The organism is Paenibacillus alba, assembly GCF_013204855.1.
GTDB lineage: Bacteria > Bacillota > Bacilli > Paenibacillales > NBRC-103111 > Paenibacillus_E > Paenibacillus_E alba.
On the sequence record NZ_JABMKZ010000020.1, the window covers coordinates 112,754 to 133,668 of the forward strand.

17 protein-coding genes and 1 riboswitch are annotated in these 20,915 nt (G+C 47.4%); of the genes, 4 read left to right on the forward strand and 13 right to left on the reverse strand.

Features of this window, described 5'->3' with window-relative positions; translation table 11 throughout:
• The first annotated feature begins 35 nt into the window (after window positions 1-35).
• Together HQN90_RS22995 and HQN90_RS23000 are read left to right on the forward strand one after the other, a co-directional pair.
• Window positions 36-1,796 (forward strand): alpha-glycosidase, encoded by a 1,761-nt coding sequence (locus HQN90_RS22995; protein ID WP_173223022.1) that lies wholly within the window; start codon window positions 36-38, stop codon window positions 1,794-1,796.
• Between the two features lie 373 nt (window positions 1,797-2,169).
• Window positions 2,170-3,120, forward strand: a complete 951-nt coding sequence (locus HQN90_RS23000) for a cation diffusion facilitator family transporter (RefSeq protein WP_173223024.1) — start codon at window positions 2,170-2,172, stop codon at window positions 3,118-3,120.
• Window positions 3,121-3,175: 55 nt separating this feature from the next.
• Here the strand turns inward: HQN90_RS23000 and HQN90_RS23005 are convergent, their stop codons facing one another.
• The 9 genes from HQN90_RS23005 to HQN90_RS39390 form a co-directional block, all read right to left on the reverse strand.
• Window positions 3,176-4,234: a LacI family DNA-binding transcriptional regulator gene (locus tag HQN90_RS23005; protein ID WP_173223026.1), complete on the reverse strand. Its 1,059-nt coding sequence runs from the start codon at window positions 4,232-4,234 to the stop codon at window positions 3,176-3,178.
• Between the two features lie 95 nt (window positions 4,235-4,329).
• The gene (locus tag HQN90_RS23010; protein ID WP_173223028.1) at window positions 4,330-6,066 is read right to left on the reverse strand and encodes a methyl-accepting chemotaxis protein; all 1,737 of its coding nucleotides are present in this window, start codon (window positions 6,064-6,066) and stop codon (window positions 4,330-4,332) included.
• 435 nt (window positions 6,067-6,501) lie between these two features.
• Entirely contained in the window at window positions 6,502-7,308 is an 807-nt protein-coding gene (locus tag HQN90_RS23015) for an ABC transporter ATP-binding protein (protein ID WP_338042368.1), read from the reverse strand.
• Window positions 7,309-7,311: 3 nt separating this feature from the next.
• Window positions 7,312-8,130 carry an ABC transporter permease gene (locus HQN90_RS23020; protein ID WP_173223030.1) on the reverse strand — a complete coding sequence of 273 codons (819 nt, stop codon included), beginning with the start codon at window positions 8,128-8,130 and terminating at the stop codon, window positions 7,312-7,314.
• Window positions 8,131-8,150: 20 nt separating this feature from the next.
• Window positions 8,151-9,173 (reverse strand): ABC transporter substrate-binding protein, encoded by a 1,023-nt coding sequence (locus HQN90_RS23025; protein WP_173223032.1) that lies wholly within the window; start codon window positions 9,171-9,173, stop codon window positions 8,151-8,153.
• A 65-nt stretch (window positions 9,174-9,238) separates the two neighbouring features.
• A riboswitch (guanidine-I (ykkC/yxkD leader) is annotated at window positions 9,239-9,348 on the reverse strand.
• A 413-nt stretch (window positions 9,349-9,761) separates the two neighbouring features.
• Window positions 9,762-10,526 carry a succinate dehydrogenase iron-sulfur subunit gene (sdhB, locus tag HQN90_RS23030; RefSeq protein ID WP_079409779.1) on the reverse strand — a complete coding sequence of 255 codons (765 nt, stop codon included), beginning with the start codon at window positions 10,524-10,526 and terminating at the stop codon, window positions 9,762-9,764.
• 2 nt (window positions 10,527-10,528) lie between these two features.
• Complete coding sequence (sdhA, locus tag HQN90_RS23035) at window positions 10,529-12,292, reverse strand: succinate dehydrogenase flavoprotein subunit (RefSeq protein ID WP_079409780.1); 1,764 nt, start codon at window positions 12,290-12,292, stop codon at window positions 10,529-10,531.
• Window positions 12,293-12,308: 16 nt separating this feature from the next.
• Complete coding sequence (locus HQN90_RS23040) at window positions 12,309-12,962, reverse strand: succinate dehydrogenase cytochrome b558 subunit (protein ID WP_079409781.1); 654 nt, start codon at window positions 12,960-12,962, stop codon at window positions 12,309-12,311.
• A gap of 58 nt (window positions 12,963-13,020) precedes the next feature.
• Window positions 13,021-13,155, reverse strand: a complete 135-nt coding sequence (locus tag HQN90_RS39390; protein WP_275942608.1) for a hypothetical protein — start codon at window positions 13,153-13,155, stop codon at window positions 13,021-13,023.
• Between the two features lie 100 nt (window positions 13,156-13,255).
• Between HQN90_RS39390 and HQN90_RS23045 the strand changes: the two genes are divergently transcribed.
• Entirely contained in the window at window positions 13,256-14,152 is an 897-nt protein-coding gene (locus HQN90_RS23045) for a LysR family transcriptional regulator (protein ID WP_173223080.1), read from the forward strand.
• A 68-nt stretch (window positions 14,153-14,220) separates the two neighbouring features.
• On the opposite strand, the gene HQN90_RS23050 is transcribed toward HQN90_RS23045, so the two are convergent.
• The 3 genes from HQN90_RS23050 to HQN90_RS23060 form a co-directional block, all read right to left on the reverse strand.
• Window positions 14,221-14,955, reverse strand: a complete 735-nt coding sequence (locus HQN90_RS23050) for a response regulator transcription factor (RefSeq protein WP_173223034.1) — start codon at window positions 14,953-14,955, stop codon at window positions 14,221-14,223.
• Between the two features lie 87 nt (window positions 14,956-15,042).
• On the reverse strand, window positions 15,043-15,705 hold the full coding sequence (locus tag HQN90_RS23055) for a potassium channel family protein (protein WP_173223036.1): 663 nt from the start codon (window positions 15,703-15,705) through the stop codon (window positions 15,043-15,045).
• Between the two features lie 10 nt (window positions 15,706-15,715).
• Window positions 15,716-17,068 (reverse strand): TrkH family potassium uptake protein, encoded by a 1,353-nt coding sequence (locus HQN90_RS23060; RefSeq protein ID WP_173223038.1) that lies wholly within the window; start codon window positions 17,066-17,068, stop codon window positions 15,716-15,718.
• Window positions 17,069-17,282: 214 nt separating this feature from the next.
• Between HQN90_RS23060 and HQN90_RS23065 the strand changes: the two genes are divergently transcribed.
• Window positions 17,283-18,917, forward strand: coding sequence for a CPBP family intramembrane glutamic endopeptidase (locus tag HQN90_RS23065; RefSeq protein WP_173223040.1), 1,635 nt, complete (start codon window positions 17,283-17,285; stop codon window positions 18,915-18,917).
• Here the strand turns inward: HQN90_RS23065 and uvrC are convergent.
• Window positions 18,877-20,886, reverse strand: coding sequence for an excinuclease ABC subunit UvrC (gene uvrC / locus HQN90_RS23070; protein WP_173223042.1), 2,010 nt, complete (start codon window positions 20,884-20,886; stop codon window positions 18,877-18,879). The genes HQN90_RS23065 and uvrC overlap by 41 nt on opposite strands.
• Between the last annotated feature and the right edge of the window lie 29 nt (window positions 20,887-20,915).

Genomic DNA, 20,915 nt, shown 5'->3' on the forward strand with positions numbered 1-20,915 from the left:
CATTTCGCTCATTCGCTGGAAAAGGAGAATATCATATGCAAATTGAAAGTTTATACCATTCCCCCAACACCAAGTGGGCTTATTCCTATGATAGCAGCACATTCCATCTCCGCATTCGGACCAAGAAGAATGATGTGAACCAAGTTATCGCCATTACAGGGGATAAATATGACTGGGACAATTACAACAATGACTATCCAATGGAGAAAATCGCCACCGACCGTTATTTCGACTATTGGGAAACAGAGCTATCGCCCGCGCAGAAACGGTTCTCTTACGGGTTCCGGCTGCAAGCGGAGGATGAAACGATTTGGATGACGGAATCGGGTATTTATGACGAAGAGCCCAGCCCCCCTTCCGGTTATTATGAAATGCCGTATATGCATGAAATCGACGGATTCAAGGCGCCGGATTGGGCCAAATCTGCGATCTTTTATCAAATTATGCCAGACCGATTTGCCAATGGCGATCCACGTATAGATCCAGACGGCGTCCTGGAATGGGGGGATCAACCGACTAATGACTCCCATTTTGGCGGCGATTTGCAGGGAATCATCGACCATCTCGATTATTTGACCGAATTAGGCATAACGGCGATTTATTTGACTCCTATTTTTGAAGCGCCAAGCAATCATAAATACGATACGGTTGATTATAAAAAGGTAGATCCACACTTCGGAGATACCGCTGTGTTAAAAAAACTGGTCGCAGCCTGCCATGATCGAAATATGAAGGTCGTGCTGGATGCGGTTTTCAACCATTCAAGCGTTAACTTCCCGCCCTTTAAGGATGTTATCGAGAAAGGCGAGCAATCAGCCTATGTGGATTGGTTCCACATTCATGATTTTCCGGTTGAGGTGAAGGAAGGCACTGTCAATTATGCAACCTTCGGGTTTTATGCTTCAATGCCTAAGCTGAATACCACGAACCCCGAGGTCAAACAGTATTTGCTGGACGTTGCGGAGCATTGGCTGAAGGAAGTGCAGATTGATGGCTGGCGTTTGGATGTCGCGAATGAAATTGACCATTCCTTTTGGAGGGATTTCCGCAAAGTTGTCAAAAAAGCAAATCCCGACGCTTATATTATCGGTGAAGCATGGAGCGATTCGCTGCGCTGGCTGCTGGGGGATCAGTTCGATTCGGTGATGAATTATCCATTCTCGGATCGGATTTTGCAATTTTTCCAGTCCGAGCAGCCCAATGGCCTCTCTTTTGCTGAAAATATGAATAATATCCTGATGCGCTACCCGCTGCAAACGAATGAAGTGCTGTTTAACTTGCTGGGAAGCCATGATACGCCGCGCGTGCTGACGATGTTTAAGGAGAACAAGAACAGGCTCAAGCTTGCGGTTGCTTTCCTGCTCACTTATATCGGAACTCCGTGCATTTTCTATGGCGACGAAATTGGTTTGACGGGAGAGCAAGACCCCGATTGCCGCAAATGCATGGAATGGGACCCTGCCAAGCAGGACCGTGAATTATTCGAGTTCTACAAACTGATGATCCAACTGCGCAAAAAGCATGAAGTGCTTCGTTTCGGCCGCTTCTCCTTCCTGAGAGCGGATGCGGAGGATGGCAGAATCATTTATGAACGCAGAAATAAAAAGGAAGTGTTCACCATTTGGATGAATCAATCCGAGGAAACAGCCCTTCTTGCCCAACCCGCAGATACGGAAACGGAACATTGGCAGGATGCATTCAGCGGCGATCCGGTGAAGTCTGTTGACGGTTTTGTCAGTATAGAGCTGGAGCCGTTTGGCTATCGAATTTTGCGCAGAAGCTTAAATGGGGTTTAAACGATTTTGCTTTATTAATATGCCAAGCCATGGTAAGCGACTGCGCCATCCTTTGGGCAATGTCCCCGCTCATCAAATTTGGAAGAACCTGCGTAAATGCAGGCTTTTTCCATCAAAACGTGTGAAAACAGCGAAAGCCTGCGATTATGCAGGCTTTTCAAGCATTTCTACCCTGTCATTGAAAAAAGCGCTTTAAAAGATGCATAATTGCATAATCGCAGGCTTTCACTCATTTGCTGATTTTCCAGACGAAGGATCCCCCTAGAAATATTGGCAGAATATATTTTTACAAGAAATTTAGTTGCACCTAACAGGCGTGTAGCATATAATAATTATATCTTAATTAGAATTATTATAAATAAGGAGGATCTGTATGAGTATCGAATACGACTACCACCATCTTCATCATGTGAAAGAACAAAGCAAATCAAGGCATACGTTGTGGATCACGCTCATACTGACCGCTTTTTTTACCATTGTAGAAATTATAGGCGGGGTGCTGTCCAATTCACTCGCACTGCTATCTGATTCCGCTCATATGATCTCTGACGTTATTGCCTTGGGATTAAGCATGATCGCCATTCATCTGGCAACGCGTCAACCTAATGCCCGGTTTACTTTTGGTTTCTTGCGGTTTGAAATTATTGCCTCTTTTTTGAATGGCTTGGCACTTTGCGTCATCGCTTTAGGGATCTTTATCGAAGGTATTCAGCGTATCCTTAACCCTCAACCTATTCAGCTTGGCCTTATGCTTGTTATTGCTTCTATCGGTTTCATCGTTAACCTGGTACTTACCCTTGTACTCCACCATAGTGTGAAAGAGGAAGATAATCTGAATGTAAAAAGCGCGCTCTGGCACTTTTTCGGAGATCTCCTCAGCTCGGTTGGGGTCATCGTTTCATCGATTGTCATCTATTACACAGGACTTCTCTGGTTTGATCCCATGATTTCGATGGTGATTGGCGGCATTATTTTTACTGGTGGAGCTAAAATCATTAAAGAATCCTATTTGATTCTCATGGAATCCGTCCCAGAGCAGTTCAATCTCGACGAGATTCGCTCAGTGATTGGGCAAGTAGAAGGTGTCGAGGATGTCCATGAAATGCATCTTTGGTCGGTATCCACCGATCACTATTCCTTATCCGCTCATGTGTTCATCAATCCAAACATTCAACCTTTCTGCGTGATTCTGGCCATTAATGAGACGCTGAAAAGCAAATATGGCATCGAGCATTCCACGATCCAGATTGAGCACGCCGACATTAATCCGCATGGGGAATATGGCAAAGAATTTCTGAAGCACCAGAGACAGGTGCGTACTTAAAAAAGACCGTTACTCCCCTCTCAACACATTGAGAGTCAGGTAACGGTCTTTTTTTCTATGCAATAGTTGACTTCCGTACGATCATGTCCAGATCAATCAGCAGTTCATGGCCAATGGCGCGAGGCAAATGCTCTTCAAGAAGCAGCGTGTTCTCTTCGTCCAAGTCCTCGCCAATCTGCTTCATAAGAAATGCCGCAACCAGGCTGGTTTGCAAATCTACGGGCATATCGAAGCTTGTTATAGCCGGAAAGCTCGCTTTGGAATAGAGCTCGTTATCCATCCCGATCAGCTGCACATCTTCAGGTACCCGGATGCCTCGCTCATGGCAGAGTGCCAGAATCTCCAGCGCCAATGCGTCATTAAATGTGTAGATGCCGATCGGGCGGCATTCTCCGCTCAAGCGCAGCGCCTCATCCAATGTGCGGGCAACACCTAGTTCGCTGACATCTAGTAGAGCATGTACAACGGGTTCAGAAGCATTGCCAAGTCCTGAAAGGAAACCTTGGATACGCTGATCATTCGCTCCCATTCCGTTGCTTTTGCCAACGTAGATGACGGAACGGCAGCCGCTATTGAGGAAAGACTGCACCGCTTGCGTAGAGGCCTTCGCGAAATCCAGATTAACAGCTAATTGGACGATTTCTTCCGGCCAGCCCCAACCATTAAAGATGACAAGCGGGGTGCCGCCTCCAACGAGCTGCTGTGTCGACTTCATGCTCATCGCCAGCCCATGGCTCACTAAGCCATCCACCCTGCGCTGCAGCAAATGTTCGAGATGGCGCTGCTCGATCTCCGGATCCATGCCAGCTGCTGAAAATACCGATAAATGATAACCGAAGCGATGCACCTTCTGTTCCAAGCTCTCCGCGAAGCGGCCATAATACCCGCCAAAATGTGGAATGATGAGCCCTAATTCATAAGAACGGCGTCGACTCAGATTCGTCGCCATCACATTGCGCCGATAACCTAGCCGCACAATGGCTTCTTCCACCTTGCGTATCGTTTCAGGCGCCATCGGCACCTTCCTGCGATTCAAGACATTAGACACCGTAGCTATAGATACGCCGGCTTCTGAAGCCACATCGATAATTGTAGGCTGTTTACTTTTGCTCATCTGACTTCCCTTCTTAAAACACTTACACTTATTTTATCGAGAAGCAAAACGCTCGTCAAATGAGCAAAGGCTGGCAATTCTGAAGAGATCTCATTCTACATTTTAAAATTGTTTATCAACTGTTTCATCTGGTCAGACATTTGACTTAACTTCTGGGCAGATAAAGCAATTTCTTCCATTGAAGCTAACTGCTCTTCCGTAGCCGCAGACACGATCTGCGCTGCTCCCGCCGTATTGGATGACACCTGCTCCATCTCCTGCAGAGCTGCCGAAATTTCTTGCGAGCTGGCAGACATCTGCTCGGCAGCCGCCGAAGTCTCTTCCACCTGCATAACAACACTTCGTGTCGCTTGCAATATACGTGTGAAGGCTTCTCCTGTTTCACGAATAGCAGCAACACTTGCTTCCACTTCGTGTTCTCCTTTTTGCATCGATCCCACGGCGTATTGGATATCATTCTGAATGTCTTCAATCAACTCCGCCACTTGAGCGGCAGAATCGTTGGAGCGCTCAGCTAACTTCCTAATTTCACTGGCCACAACAGCGAATCCTCTGCCGTTCTCCCCTGCTCGCGCAGCTTCAATCGAAGCATTTAACGCTAACAAATTGGTTTGTGCGGAAATTTCCTTTATTGCCTCTACAATCTGTCCGATTTGCTGAGAGCGGTCCCCCAACTGATGGATAACCCCGCTTAAGTCCCCAACCGTGCTGCTTACTGCCGTCATTTGTACCGTGGACCTCAGACTTAATTCATTGCCGTTCTCCGCTTCCTGAAGTGTGCCGACCGAGGCTTCGAATGCCGTGTTGGAAGTAATCGCTATGCGCTGGATACCCGTCGACATTTCCTCCATCGCTCTTGACGTTTCTTCAATACTGCTCGCTTGTGTTTCATTACTAGCAGCCACTTCAGTGATCGCATGTGAAGTCTGATTCACCGCTTGCGTCGTTTCTGAAATGATACTGGAAAGCGTCATGGAAGAAGCAGCCAACACATTGGCGCTCAAAAGCTGGTTCCCTGCAAGCTCTCTTAGGCTATCGGATAACGTATTGAAAGAGCTCGCAAGCTGCCCCGTTTCATCACGACTGGAGACCACTATTTGCTCACCGCTCAAATCCCCTGCGGCCATGCGCTCTGCCTGATCAGCCACACGAATTATCGGTCTGGAGATATGAAGCGCGAAGAAAGTGAAAAGCGTTATGCCTACTACCGAACAGACAATCAGTGTGATTAGCATAGCAGATAAAATATGGCGCTGCCCCGCATCATAATCCTGCATATAGGAACCTGCACTAATAATCCAACCCCAGGAAGTCGATAGCTCGCTATAAGTAAGCTTGCTCGCTTCTTTTTTGGAATTAGGTAGCGGCCAATCGTAATAAGTGAATCCCCCGCCTGTTTGCGCTGTTTTAATCATATTTTGAATGTAATGCGTGCCATCGGTTGTTTGCTTATCCCAAATATTTTGACCTTCCAGCAGCGGATGTGCCAGGAGATTGCCTTTTTCATCCATAATGAAAAAGTAGCCATTCTTACCCAAATCAATATGTGTATTAATGGGCCTTGTATTATCTGCTCGTTTCTCCCCTAACAGCATGACGCGCAGTTGGTTCTGAGCATCTTCTTTGGTAATAACCCCTTTTTGTACCGCTTTATCTAATGAATTCAACATCTCAGTAGCCAGTCTCACGTTGTTCTTCAGACCTGTTTCAATGAGTGCGTGGGTTGAATCCCCAGAAACCTTATTTGTCACTAATCCCAGCGCAATTATCGGGACCACTAATAACAGGAAAGATACGAGCAAAAGCTTTCTACGAATCGTTAGTTTAATCATAGCTCTTCACTCCATTCGACAAAATTCACGTTTTTATTAGTAAATATTGGCACCAGCTCCCTTTCAGACTAATACTATTAGACTATAAATTCAAATTTTGAGACCTAAAAACTTGAAGATGCTTCATTTATTTTGACCATTCTGTGAAGTTCTCTTTCTATACGGGAAGCGAAAAAATTAACAGGCTGCTGGATCGCCTTGAGGTAATCGATCAGCCTGTTGATTTAAATAATAGAAAGTCTTCTCTGGCTTCCAGCAGCCAGGGAAGACTTCTCAGGGCGGGGATCTTTCCTGAGACTGCCTTTTTGGCAGGCTCAGGAGGCTTTTGGCTACTTTTTGCGGCTGAGACTGCTTTTTTGGCGGGCTCAGCTTGTTTTTCGGGGGTTGAGGGGGAACAATAAAAAGCCTGACCGGCAACCGGCCAAGCTTGCTCTTTCACTCCTCATGATGCCCAATCAGCGAAATGATCTGCTTCTTCAGCTTCATGAAGGACTCTGAATCCTTCACGTCTTCGACTGCGCGCAAGCCAGGCGGAATCACGATTTCTTTGCGAATCGTGCCTGGATGGGCCTGCATTACGTAGACACGCTGAGAGAGGAAGATAGCTTCCTCGATATCGTGCGTAATGAAGACAACGGTCGTCTTCTCCTTCTCCCAGATGCGCAGCAGCAGCTCCTGCATCGAATTTTTGGTCTGCGGATCGAGCGCGCCGAAAGGCTCATCCATCAGCAGCACCTCCGGATTGTTAGCCAAAGCCCGTGCAATCGCCACGCGCTGCTTCATCCCGCCCGAGAGTTCCTTCGGCAAGGATCGCGCGAACTTATGCAAGCCCACCAGCTCCATGAAATGATCGGAGATGGCCCGCTTTTCAAACAGAGGAACACCCTTCAGCGTCAGTCCGAACTCGATGTTCTCCCTTACGGAGAGCCATGGGAACAGCGTGTAGCTCTGGAACACCATCCCGCGATCGGCGCCGGGACCATCAATTTCATGCCCAGAGATGCTCAGCGATCCGCTCGTCATCGTCTCCAAACCCGCAACAATTCTCAGCAGGGACGACTTCCCACATCCAGATGGACCAACGAAGCTAACGAACTCATGGGCATCCACATGAAACGAGACTCTATCCAACGCGACGAACTGGGATTTTTTCGTGTTGTATACTTTTGTCACATCGGTAGCGCTAATTTTACTCACGGCAGCAACCGTTTCACCAAAGGGCATTCGATTCAAAGCATGCATGATTTAACGCCCTCCTTCCAACCATGGAAAAAATCTACGATGACAATAGGCGAATGTTCGATCCGTAAGCAGCCCAAGCAAACCAATTGCGATAATTCCAACGAAGATAAGATCCGTGTTGAGAAACCGCTGCGCCTTCATAATCGAGAAGCCAAGTCCGCTGCTAGCCGCAACCAGCTCCGCGACGACCAAATACGTCCAAGCCCATCCGATAATCAAACGCATCGTGTTCATCAGATCAGGCAGCAGCGCTGGGATCAGCACCTTTTCGATAGCCTGCCAGCGATTCGCCCCCAAGGTATACGAGGTTTGCAGCAAATCATTGGATACCGAGCGGGTATTATCTGCAACCATCAGCATGAGCTGAAAGAAGCAGCCGATGAAGATTACGATGACCTTCGCCCACTCGCCAATCCCCGCCCAAACCATAATCAGCGGAATGAACGCCGTCGCCGGCATATAGCGAATAAATTCAGTCGGAGGTACCAGCAGCGCTTCAGCGAAACGAAATGTACCCGCCAGTATGCCAAGCGGAATTCCTAATAGACAAGCAAGCAAGAACCCCGCGCCTACTCGAAAAATACTGATGCCCACATGATGCCAAAATACAGCGCTTTGCAGCTGAATCATGAACTGAATAAGCACTTGATCCGGCGTAGGCAGAAACGTGCGATTGACGAAGTTACCATAACTAAGCAAACTCCAAAACGCCAAAACCAACACAACGATCAGCACAACACCAGACATATACGTTCTACGATGAATATCGCCCCGTATGGCAAACAACGTAGATTTGCGTCTCTTTTTGATAGTCGTCTCCATAGAGCACCCTCATTTCACTGTTATTTCTTGCGCTCCTTGAGCACCTCTTCAACAAAGTGGCCATCCAGGAAGCTATCTGCCTTTGGAATGGACGTCAGCATATCCAGCCCCTTCAGGAATTCGGCTGTCTTCTGTAATGTGAATGGCAAGGATTCATAGGAATCGCCTTTTTGGAAAGCTTTCACATTATCCTCAAGCTGGAAGATTTTCACGCTATCTACGCCAGCTTTGTATTCATCAACCGGTGTCTCAGCCGCCTTAGCCATAATCTTCAAGGATTCTTCCGGATTTGCCTTCCAGTAGTCCAGCGCATCGAACCACGCGTTAAGGATCTTTTTGACATCATCCGGGCGATTTTTTGTGATTTCTTCTTTGAAAACGAGCAGATCAGGAATAAGTCCAGGCGTGTCTTTGGATGAAAATAAAAGTTTGCCCTTACCCTCTTGAATCGCTTTGCTGAGGAATGGTTCCCATAATACCGCGGCATCCAAGTTGCCCGAAATGAAAGCCGGTCCGGCGTCGTTCACTGTCATATTCGTATAAGCGACATCTTTCTCTGCAAGTCCTGCTTTCTCAAGCGCAGTTAGCATTAAGAGATGATCAACTGTTCCAAGCTCTGTGGCGACTTTTTTCCCTTTCAAATCCTTCAGTGAATGAATGCTCGGTTTCACCACAACCCCATCTCCGCCATTGGAGTTATCGTTCACTAGTACGGCTTTCAGCTTAATGCCTTTACTCGCAGGAGCAAGCGTGTCGCTTAATGTTTGGCTATTCGCATCCACCTTGCCAGAGGCTAGCGCCGATAAGGAATCACTATAGACAGGGAACCAGACCAGATCTACCTTCACCCCGTTTTTCTCGAAGAAGCCTTTCTCCTTCACTAAATACCAGACAAACCAACCTGGCCATGGACTAAGCGCCAATTTGATCGGCTCACCGCTGTCCCCTGACTTGGTGCTTGCCGCTTCTTTGCTCGTGCATCCGCTAACTACCGTAAACGTCAATAACACGGCCATCATCAGAAATACCATTCTTTTTCTCATTCTGATTCTCCCTCTCCCTGTCAACTGGTAAAAAGAAAAGCCCAGGATGATATCATGTTCTGATATCCTCCCGGGCTTTTATCCCTCCGTGTGCACGATGAAGCGTCATCGTGTGTCTTCTCTTGGACCAGACCAACAGCCTTCATTCTGCCGCGGAACCCTAGAAAACATGTGTGCTATGAAATTGGTACGGAGTCTTACATTTGTTATTATCATACTTACATCTCGACCGTATGTCAATATACTTAACATAAATTAAAAATTATATTGTCAAACACATCTTATTTGTAATAATATATAACACATAACCAGTCTGACGGAGGTGTTTACGATGTATTCGATTCATTTCCACATTCACATGTTAGATATTCAACCAATGAAACCGACTTCATCTTCAATAACAAGTCCTTTCATACCTGTCTTGCAAGAAGGGCACACACTTTCCCAGCATCCTCTCTCGATTTCCCCTATAAATAAGGAAGATTCATCAACAACAGATTCCTCCACTTCACCTTAATCCTCATTCACATGCAGAAAAGCCCGACATCCTGTCATTCAGGACATCGGGCTTTATTTTTGCAATACCGATTACACGCCTAACCATTTCTTGAACAAATGTTTCGTTGTATCTGCATTCAACGCTGCGATAGAAGTCGTAAGCGGAATGCCTTTCGGACAAGAGCGTACGCAGTTCTGTGAGTTTCCACAGCCCTCAATACCGCCATCTGTCATCAGCGTATCCAAACGCTCGTCTTTGTTCATTTCACCCGTTGGATGCGCATTGAAGAGACGAACTTGGGATAACGCGGACGGTCCGATAAAGGAGTTCTTGTCATTCACGTTCGGACAAGCTTCCAGACAAACGCCGCATGTCATACATTTGGACAGCTCGTAAGCCCATTGACGCTTCGACTCGGCCATACGCGGCCCAGGTCCAAGATCATACGTACCATCGATTGGAACCCATGCTTTCACCTTTTTCAAGGCATTGAACATGCGTCCGCGGTCGATAACCAAGTCACGCATTACCGGGAACGTGCTCATCGGCGCTACGCGAATTGGCTGCTCCAGCTTATCAACAAGCGCCGAACAAGCTTGGCGCGGTTTGCCATTGATAACCATGGAACAAGCGCCGCAAACTTCCTCTAGACAGTTGGATTCCCAACAAACCGGAGTCGTCTTTTGGCCGCTGGCGTTTTTCGGATTACGTTGAACTTCCATCAAGCCGCTGATGACGTTCATATTGGAGCGATAAGGAATTTCAAATTCCTCTGTATAAGGTTTGGAATCTGGACTCTCTTGACGAGTCACGATAAACTTCACTGTTTTTTGTGCGCTTAGTGTCTCAGCCATGATTAATGTCCTCCCTTTTTCTTCTCCGTGGAGTAGTCACGCTTCCGCGGTGCAATCAAAGATACATCAATGTCTTCATAGCTGATTTTCGGACCATCCGGCGTCCAATCGGCAATTGTCGTTTTCATGAAATTCTCATCATCACGCTCGGTGAATTCCGGCTTGTAATGCGCGCCGCGGCTCTCGTTACGCAGCAATGCGCCAAGCGTCATCGCTTCAGCCAATTCGAACATATTCCAAAGCTGGCGTGTGAACGCAACCCCTTGGTTGTTCCAACGTGCCGTATCGGTGATGTTGATGTTGTTGTATCTTTCTTTCAAATCTTTGATTTTACCGATGGTATCTTCCAAACGATCGTTGTAACGAACAACCGTCATGTTCGCGTTCATCATGTCACCAAGCTCTTTGTGCAGAACGTAGGCGTTTTCTGTGCCATTGTTCATTTTGAGCAGGTTCTCATAACGATCTGTATGACGTTTCTTCTCGCGATCAAACACGATGGAAGATGTGTCGTCGGCATGTTTCTCTAGACCGCGGATATATTCAACCGCTTTAGGACCGGAAACCATTCCATCATAAATCGCCGAAACGAGCGAGTTCGCACCCAGACGGTTCGCACCGTGATGCTGATACTCACACTCGCCAGCCGCGAAGAGACCTGGAATGTTCGTCATCATGTTATAGTCAACCCAGATTCCGCCCATGGAATAATGAACCGCCGGGAAAATCTTCATTGGGATTTTGCGTGGATCGTCGCCCATGAATTTCTCGTAAATCTCCATGATGCCGCCGAGCTTGATATCAAGCTCTTTCGGATCTTTATGAGAAAGATCAAGGTAAACCATGTTCTCGCCGTTGATGCCAAGCTTCTGGTCCACACAGACAGAGAAGATTTCACGCGTTGCAATATCACGCGGCACCAAGTTGCCGTATGCCGGATATTTCTCTTCCAGGAAGTACCAAGGCTTGCCGTCTTTGTATGTCCAAATACGACCGCCTTCACCACGCGCGGATTCAGACATCAAGCGAAGCTTGTCATCTCCCGGAATCGCAGTCGGGTGAATTTGAATCATTTCCCCATTGGCATACTTAACGCCTTGCTGGTAAACCGCACTTGCTGCTGTCCCCGTGTTGATAACAGAGTTCGTTGTTTTACCAAAAATAATCCCAGGACCGCCTGTAGCCAAGATAACCGCATCAGCCGGGAACGTTTGAATTTCCATGCTGCGCAAATCTTGAGCTGCGATACCACGGCAAACATTGTCGTCGTCCAAAACGGAACCAAGGAATTCCCAGTGCTCGAACTTCGTTACGAGACCTGCTGTTTCCCAGCGGCGTACTTGCTCATCCAGCGCGTACAAGAGCTGCTGACCAGTCGTTGCGCCCGCGAAAGCTGTACGGTGATACTTGGTTCCACCAAAACGGCGGAAGTCAAGAAGACCCTCTGGCGTACGGTTAAACATAACGCCCATCCGGTCCATCAAGTGAATAATCCCTGGAGCTGCGTCACATAATGCTTTAACAGGCGGTTGATTCGCTAAGAAATCTCCGCCATAAACTGTATCATCAAAGTGCTCCCATGTGGAGTCACCTTCACCTTTGGTATTCACCGCGCCGTTAATGCCGCCTTGCGCACATACGGAGTGGGATCGTTTCACAGGTACCAAGGAGAACAATTGCACATGAACCCCGGCTTCTGCTGCTTTAATTGTCGCCATGAGTCCCGCAAGGCCTCCGCCAACGACGATGATTTTCGAATTAGCCACTTCTGTTCACCCTCCCTTAATGCCCCGAATGTGCTTCTACCGGAACCGAAAATTCCGTACCTGTAAAAGCTACCAATGACATAATAAACATAACGGACATCACAACGAATGCAGCCATCCAAATAATGGAAGAATACCTCTGCGCGCGTGGTCCAACTGTAATCCCCCAGCTAACTAGGAACGACCAAATCCCATTACAGAAATGGAAGCTTGCTGAAACAACACCGATAACATAAATCGTAAAAATGACTGGATTCGTTGCAATATCATGCATCGTTCGGCCGAGATCCTCATGCGCAACATTGCCTAAAGCAACCTGCAAACGCGTTTCGAAGAGATGCCAAGCAACGAACAAGAACGTGATAACGCCGGTCACCCGTTGAAGCATGAACATTTGATTGCGGAAATACCCATAGCTCGATACATTATTCCGTGCTTGATACGCGACATAAAGTCCATAAACGGCATGATAAAGAAGCGGAAGCCAGATTCCCACGATTTCCATGAGCAGAACCAGAGGCAGACCGTTCAGCCAGTTAATTTGATCCACGAAGGCCGCCGGCCCTTTGGTTGCTTCATAGTTAGTGAGCAAATGCTCAATAAGGAAGAAGCCCACTGGAATGACACCTAACAAAGAGTGGATCTTTCGAAAGTAATACGAATTACCCATAATGTAACCAATTCCCCCCTCAACAAAATTCATAAACTAAAACTAACATCTGACATGTTTAGACAAACAAGCCACATACCATTCTACTCTCGCCGCAAACGAGCGTCAACCCATAATCATCCACGCCTATTTTGCGCCAAAGCAGTGAGCGAATATACACGGCCAGCCAATAAATGTGAATAAAAAGTGACATGTACATCGTACCTCTTTCACGCTTATAATGGAAGTGCCGTTTTTTTATATACACTTATAACTAATTCACATATATAAATCGAAATGGAGCTGAAATGAGCATGGAACTTCTGGACGTTTTCGCTGTTGTTGTCGAACAGGTCAGCCTCAATAAAGCGTCTCAACTGCTTAATATTTCGCAACCCGCGCTTTCCCGCAAAATCATGAAGCTGGAGGAAGATTTAGGCGTGGAGCTCTTCATTCGCAAAGGGAAACGACTGGAGCTAACCAAAGTCGGTCAGATTTGCTACGACCATGCTATCGAGCTTCGCCACTTAGAGCGTAAATTCAAACAGACCATCCAGATGTATAAAGCCGCTGGCAGCCATTCCTCCATCACCATCGGGGCCAGTCTGACAACCTTGCAGGCTACCCTTCCTGATCTCATTACCGACTATTTGCAGGAATATCCGCTGACCGAGATTAAACTTCTTACGGGCAAAACGCATGAAATCGTAACGATGGTCAAAGAAAACAAAGTAGACATCGGTGTTGTCGCTTCCCTTATTAATGCATCGAGCCTCCATTGCGAGCCATTGTTCGATGACCACCTCTGTCTGGTGCTGCCGCTTGGTCATCCTTTCATTGATCGCACGACGATCACAATGAATGATTTGAACGAGCTGCCGATGATTCTCTTCTCGAAGGGGACCTGGTATCGCATCTTGATGGATGAGCTTTTTCATCGCTATACCATTTTCCCGAATGTGCAAATGGAGATCGATTCCTTCGAGGCGATTATCCGTCTTGTTTCCACCTGCAAAACAGCTACATTGCTGCCAAAATCGTATTTACGTGAAGACTTAATCCGCAATAATGAATTAATCCTGCGTCAATTGGTGGAATTGGAGCAGACCAAACGGACGACATCCCTGATCTACTCCGACCACGCTTCCGATAACCCCGAGGCGATGAAGTTCATTAATCAAGCTGTCACTTGCTTCGCCAAACATCAATAAACGATGGATAGTAAAACAGCCAACTCCTGTATGCATTGGAGAGTTGGCTGTTTGTATGATTAGAGATGTTATACGTATTTGTAGCCCACACCCCAAACGGTCCGAATCCGCTGCGGCTCCTTAGGGTTATTCTCAATTTTTTTGCGCAGATTAGCAATATGTACGTCAATCGCCCGATCCGTCACGTAGGAGTCGAAGCCGCGAACGGTCTGCAGCAAATCCTCTCGACTGAATACGCGGCCGGGGTTATTGATGAAGCATTTCATAATTTCAAACTCCGAGTACGTCGTTTCCACAACCTGACCACGAACAAGCATAGAACGTGTATGCAGATTAAGCTCAATGCTTTTATCCACCGTCAACAACTCTTCTGATACTTCCAACTTATTCTCCATAAGTACCGCAGATGGCGCTCTTTTGATATCGGCAACTTTTTGGTAGGTATTCGAACGACGAATCAGCGCATGCACGCGTGCACTCATTTCATGCATACTGAAAGGCTTGCACATGTAGTCATCTGCACCCGCTCCAAGTGCTTTGACACGCTCAACCACCTTGCTTTTCATAGAGACAACCATAATCGGTACGCCGGATGTCTGCCGAACATGCCTGCATAGCTCAAGACCATCCATATCCGGCAGCATGAGATCAAGCAGAATAATATCCGGTGCGAACTGACGGACCGCGACTACCCCTTCTGTGCCATTTTCCTTCCGAATGACCTGAAAGCCTTCTTCACCCAAATACATCGAAACCATATCGCCGATCATGGCGTCGTCCTCAATCATTAACACTTTATACATAGGAATCCACCTTCGCCTCGAAATTCTCTCGTTGTGCACGTACGCTAAAGTTGCGGGCAGAATAGTCGAAAATAGACTTTTACTTAATTACCTAATCACTTCGCTCTCAAACTTATCAATCTGAACATTCGTCCCGATAATGACCATCATGTCGTTCTCATTCACCACATCTGTTGCGGTGGGTGCAATGATGACGCCGGTTTGTTTATTGATCGCTACAACGCTGCAGCCGAATTTGGCACGTGGATCCAACTCTCTGATCGTCAAGCCACACAGGCGCTTGGGCACGGAAAGCTCGGCAATCGTATAATCCTTGGAAATTTCAATGTAGTCCAGTAAGTTGGGTGAATTCAATTGATGCGCCACACGAATCCCCATGTCTCTCTCTGGATAGATAACGCGATCTACCCCTAACTTCTGTAAAACCTTGCCATGCAGCTCAGATAAAGCCTTAGCCACAACCTTCTTGACCCCCAAATCTTTGAGGACAATCGCTGCCAAAATACTGGATTGAATATCATCCCCGATGGCCACAACCGCACAGTCAAAGTTGCGGACGCCTAGGGATTTAAGAACATCTTCATCCGTAGCATCCGCTACAACGGTATGAGTGAGGAATTGGCTCATTTCATCAACGGCTTCCTCATCTCTATCAATACCAAGCACTTCATTGCCCAGCTTAATTAACTCCTTGGAAATACTGGCCCCAAAGCGTCCAAGGCCGACAACCACATACTGCGTCTTTTTCATTTCCTTGCCCCTATCCAATCGTGATTTTACCCTCAGGGTATCTATATAGTTCCTTCTCTTGCTTCGGTTGCAGCGCATAAGCGAGTGTAAATGGACCTAATCGCCCGGCAAACATCGTAATGCAAATTAAAATTTTACCGAACGTCGTTAAATCCGGCGTCAAGCCCATGGTCAATCCTACAGTTGCAAAAGCGGAAGTGACCTCGAACAAGATTTTCAAAAATTGCGAGTCCTCTGTTGTTGATAATAACATGGTGACCATGATGACTAAAAACAAAGCCATCATAGTCAACGTAATCGCTTTGAGAATGCGATCCTTCGCTAAACGGTTGCGAAAAATCACAATATCTTCTTTCCCGCGGATCATGGTCACAATCGCAGCGATAAGAATCGTGAAGGTCGTCGTCTTGATCCCGCCTCCTGTTGAGCCCGGCGAAGCTCCGATAAACATCAGGATAACGATGAAAAATTGGGAGGCTTGACGCATTGCGCCAATATCCACCGTATTAGGACCTGCTGTCCGCGGCGCTACGGATTGGAAGAAAGAAGCCAATACTTTGCCGCCTAAATCTAGCGAGCCTATTGTTCTGTTATTCGTATATTCGAATATAAAGATGATAAGGGCTCCAAGCACAATGAGCAGTCCTGTCATGCTCAGCACAACCTTGGAATGCAGGGAGAGACGTTTGGTGGTGCGATAATCTATCGCCTCAGACATCACAATAAAACCGATTCCCCCAAGCACAATCAGGGCCATGGCTACAAAATTGACGACGAAATCATCGACGTAGCCCGTTAGCGAGATGAAAGGGGCATCTACAGTGCCGAATAAATCAAAGCCTGCATTGTTAAACATCGATATGGCATGCCAGATGCCAAAATACAAGGCTTTTGAAAAGCCCAGGTCAAAAGTCCAACGAATTGTAAAAATGATGGCAGCTATCGCTTCAATGCTTAAGGAGTAAATAAGGACCCGCCGAATCAAGCGAACTATGCCCTCCATACTGCCCTGGTTAAAAGCTTCCTGCAGAACCAATCTTTCTTTCAGCGTAATTTTTTTGCGAAATACCAATGCCACTAAAGTAGCCATCGTCATAAAGCCTAATCCGCCGACTTGAATCAAGCTGACAATGACAATTTGTCCAAACATCGTATAAGAACTCCCTGTGTCAATGACGACTAACCCGGTTACACAGGTCGCAGAAGTCGCGGTAAAAAGCGCATCAATAAACGGAATGGATTGCCCTGTTGCCGAAGCGAACGGAAGTGTCAAAAGACAGGCTCCAAGAATTATGATGGCAGCAAATCCGAGAACTAGAATTTGAGGTGGTGTCATTTGCCAAAAATTTAACTTTCTATTCATAGCGCCTCCTAAAAAATATGCAAAAGACACTGGATTTCAAATTTTCAACGGTAGGTTTCCCCGTTATCATGAAGAAATTCCACATGTATGCAATTGATAGGTATTATATAACTGTTTTGGATTCTTTACTACCACTGAATTGGCATTCTTTTTAATCTGTGGTAACGTGGGAAGCAGGGTTTCATAATTGTGAATATAGAAGGGAACTTTTCTTATGCTAAGGCCGAAATTAAACCGTCATCTCCTTATTCTAGCCAGTATCGGGATCGCGCTGTATGTGGCAATAAGCGTTCTATACGGACTCCGAACAGAAGAGGCGCCAGCTGGAGAAAATCCTTCCATAACCAAAGAACAAGCCGCAGAAAGCGCGTCTCGCTTTGTCAGCGATCGTTACGGGATCAAGAGTCCGGACACTTTCGTCGTGTATCAATCTAAGAAAGACCGCAGCGGTTATTTGCAGAAAGAACACTTATCTAAGCTCTACGATGAGACTTACGGGGAACGTTATCCTATCGATTATTACCAAGTACAAGTTGCGGACCCAAAGTCCCACAGGCAATTCCAAGTTGAGATTAATTATAAAAATGCAGTGATTATCGGGTGGCGTGAAACAACTGCTCTCGAGACCCGTGCCACGATCAGCTTGCAGAAGGCAGATATTCTAGCCAAGCAAGAGATGCGTGCACAAGGCCTTGATCCTGACGAGATGAAGCTGCTCGACAAAGTGGATTCGGATACAGGGAAACAGGGGCTGACGACGCTTTATTACACCAAGCCCTCCACGCCGTTAGGCGAGGCCAATCTGCAGGTCCGAACTGATTTCGATGATAAAACTCTGGTTGGTTACACGGTTCAGTTCAGCTTGCCGCCCTCCCACCTAGCTTGGATCGATCAGCAGGATCAATCTGCTTCCGTTATGACCTGGATCTCCATGGGCTTTACGATTCTCATGACACTTGCTTCCGTTGTTTTTGCCATCATTTATAGAAAACATATGAAGTTCAGTCGAGGCTTGTTGTTAACGGCCGTATTTTTAGCCATTTACATCACCAATAATTTTAATATGTATCCCGCCTTTCGGTCCATGAGCGGTGATGCCAATAGCGATTTTGCGACATGGGCTGCAATCATTTTCATGAATGTCGTCACGCTGCTGCTTGGCATTTCGCTTTATTTCGCCCTAGTCGCCGGAACAGGCTTGTGGGCAGCAAGCGGGCAGTTCAAATGGCCTGCATGGAAAGAAAACAAGTTCGGCACCGAAGTTTATCACGGTATGGGCCGCGGCTACTTACTCGCACTCTTCATTCTCGGCGTACAGCAGGTGCTGTTCTACGCTGGTGAAACAGGCTTTGATGTATGGGCTGTCAACGATCCTACAGATTCTGTGCTCAATATGATTGAGCCCCGCTTCTTCCCGCTGATGGCTTGGGTTGCCGCTATTTCCGAGGAAGCAACCTATCGCTTGCTTGGCATTATTTTATTTAAAAAGCTGTTTCGCAATAACTTTATTGCCGTTCTGATTCCAAGTATCATTTGGGCGGCTAGCCATACGCAATATCCTATTTATCCGGTATATACACGTTTGATTGAAGTTACGGTCATCGGCATCATTCTCGGCTATGTATTCTTGAAGTACGGCTTCCTTACTGCCGTATTCGCGCATGCGAGCATGGACAGCATCCTTATGGGGATGTCGCTCTTCTCGCTTGGACACGTCAGCGACGTGCTCGCAGGCCTCTTCTATATCCTGCTGCCGGGAATCGTCGGTTTCGTTCTGGCTTGGCTGCATGGAAAAAGGCGGCGTCCCCTTATTCCTGGGGAACTGCCGCCTCGCCTTGAAGTGCTTTGAGAATCTCGCTTGCTAATTTCTCGCCAATACCTAGAGGCTTGAAGTCACCGACTTCGGCCTCTTTTATTTTGCGTACAGAACCGAAGTGCTTGAGCAGCGCCTTCCTGCGCTTTTCGCCGATGCCAGGAATCGCATCCAGCTGCGACACCACCATCGACTTCGCTCGCGATTCCCGATGGAAAGTAATCGCGAATCGGTGAACCTCATCTTGAATCCGCTGAAGCAGATAAAATTCCTGACTGTCACGCGGCAATGGCACAATCTCTGCCGGGTCTCCAATCATTAGTTGAGCCGTTTTGTGCTTGGCATCCTTAACGAGCCCGCAAACCGGAATGAAAAGGCCCAGTTCATTCTCCAGCACATCCAGGGCGGCTGATATTTGCCCTTTCCCACCGTCAACGACGATTAAGTCAGGCATCGTGAGATTATCCTTCAGCACCCGCTCATATCTGCGACGAATGACCTCGCGCATCGTTTCGTAGTCATCCGGTCCAACTACCGTCTTCACTTTATATTTGCGGTACTCCTTCCGATCCGGCCGTCCGTCTACAAAAACGACCATTGCCGATACCGGATTCGTCCCTTGAATGTTCGAGTTATCGAACGCCTCGATGCGGCGAATAACGCCAAGTCCGAGCCATTCGCCCAAATTCTCAACCGCTTTGGTGGTGCGGCGCTCATCGCGCTCTACCAAGCGGAATTTCTCGTCGAGCGCATTGCGGGCATTGTCTTTGGCCATATCGACCATCTGCTTCTTCAATCCGCGCTGCGGAATATGCACCTTGACCTTCAGCCAAGATTCTAGCGCTTCCCGAACATCCTTCTCTTCGGCTGCTGCCTGAGCTGCTTCTTTGGTTGGAGGCGCTGCATCGAACGCTTCACCGTCTGCTCCTAACGCTTCTGAATCTTCAGATTGAGCTGAGATATCAGAAGCAGGCAATGCAGCTGAAGTTGTTTCAGCAGCCTGAGCCTCAGGAGCGGCCGTTCCCTGAACAGGCATCGTCGGCAGAAAAATCTCCTTCGGCAGCGCCGGGTTGTCGCTGTACACCTGGGTAACATAAGTGATGAAATCGTTGTACTCATCGCCGTAATAAGGGAACAGCGAGACGTGCCGCTCGATCAGCTTGCCCTGACGCATGTACTGGATATGTACAGCCATCCAGCCCTTGTCGACCGCGTAGCCAAACACATCGCGGTCCAGTGCATCAACCGCATTGATCTTCTGCTTCTCCATGACGGCGTCGATGTTCAGGATATGATCGCGCAGTTCTTTGGCGCGCTCAAAGTTCAGTTCCTCGGCTGCGGCCAGCATCTTGGTCGTCAGCTCTTCTTTAATAACGTCGTGTCCCCCGTTCAGGAAACGACTGATCTCCTGCACCATCCGCTCGTTCGTCTCCTCGGATATGTCGAACTCGCAAGGCGCCAGACACTGCCCGATATGATAGTATAGGCATACTTTCTCAGGCATGGTCTTGCACTTGCGCAGCGGATACAACCGGTCCAGCAGCTTCTTCGTCTGCTGGGCCGCGAAGGCATTCGGATAAGGGCCGAAATACTTCCCCTTATCCTTATACACCCGCCGCGTGACTTCCAGACGCGGCTGAGGTTCATGGGTAATTTTGATATAAGGAAACGTCTTATCATCCTTCAAGAGGACATTGTATCTCGGGTGATGCTGCTTAATCAGATTACACTCCAGAATTAAAGCCTCCATATTCGAGGAGGTAATTATATATTCAAAGTCACGGATTTCGCTGACTAGTTTTTGCGTCTTGGCGCTGTGACTTCCCGTGAAATAAGAGCGTACGCGATTTTTCAAAACCTTCGCTTTGCCCACATAAATAATGGTGCCTTCACGGTTTTTCATAATATAACAACCTGGTTTATCTGGCAGTAGTGACAGCTTATGTCGAATAACTTCTAAACTCTGGTCACGCAGGGTAGGGTCTTCTTGCTCATGCTCGGTCATGCTCTCGATCTCCTTTCACACAACAAAAA

Bases quoted from the DNA above. Each gene is read 5' to 3' on its own strand.
- HQN90_RS22995 (WP_173223022.1), top strand. From the start codon at position 36: ATGCAAATTGAAAGTTTATACCATTCCCCCAACACCAAGTGGGCTTAT.
- HQN90_RS23000 (WP_173223024.1), top strand. From the start codon at position 2,170: ATGAGTATCGAATACGACTACCACCATCTTCATCATGTGAAAGAACAA.
- HQN90_RS23005 (WP_173223026.1), bottom strand. From the start codon at position 4,234: ATGAGCAAAAGTAAACAGCCTACAATTATCGATGTGGCTTCAGAAGCC.
- HQN90_RS23010 (WP_173223028.1), bottom strand. From the start codon at position 6,066: ATGATTAAACTAACGATTCGTAGAAAGCTTTTGCTCGTATCTTTCCTG.
- HQN90_RS23015 (WP_338042368.1), bottom strand. From the start codon at position 7,308: ATGCATGCTTTGAATCGAATGCCCTTTGGTGAAACGGTTGCTGCCGTG.
- HQN90_RS23020 (WP_173223030.1), bottom strand. From the start codon at position 8,130: ATGGAGACGACTATCAAAAAGAGACGCAAATCTACGTTGTTTGCCATA.
- HQN90_RS23025 (WP_173223032.1), bottom strand. From the start codon at position 9,173: ATGAGAAAAAGAATGGTATTTCTGATGATGGCCGTGTTATTGACGTTT.
- sdhB (WP_079409779.1), bottom strand. From the start codon at position 10,526: ATGGCTGAGACACTAAGCGCACAAAAAACAGTGAAGTTTATCGTGACT.
- HQN90_RS23040 (WP_079409781.1), bottom strand. From the start codon at position 12,962: ATGGGTAATTCGTATTACTTTCGAAAGATCCACTCTTTGTTAGGTGTC.
- HQN90_RS39390 (WP_275942608.1), bottom strand. From the start codon at position 13,155: ATGTCACTTTTTATTCACATTTATTGGCTGGCCGTGTATATTCGCTCA.
- HQN90_RS23045 (WP_173223080.1), top strand. From the start codon at position 13,256: ATGGAACTTCTGGACGTTTTCGCTGTTGTTGTCGAACAGGTCAGCCTC.
- HQN90_RS23050 (WP_173223034.1), bottom strand. From the start codon at position 14,955: ATGTATAAAGTGTTAATGATTGAGGACGACGCCATGATCGGCGATATG.
- HQN90_RS23055 (WP_173223036.1), bottom strand. From the start codon at position 15,705: ATGAAAAAGACGCAGTATGTGGTTGTCGGCCTTGGACGCTTTGGGGCC.
- HQN90_RS23060 (WP_173223038.1), bottom strand. From the start codon at position 17,068: ATGAATAGAAAGTTAAATTTTTGGCAAATGACACCACCTCAAATTCTA.
- HQN90_RS23065 (WP_173223040.1), top strand. From the start codon at position 17,283: ATGCTAAGGCCGAAATTAAACCGTCATCTCCTTATTCTAGCCAGTATC.
- uvrC (WP_173223042.1), bottom strand. From the start codon at position 20,886: ATGACCGAGCATGAGCAAGAAGACCCTACCCTGCGTGACCAGAGTTTA.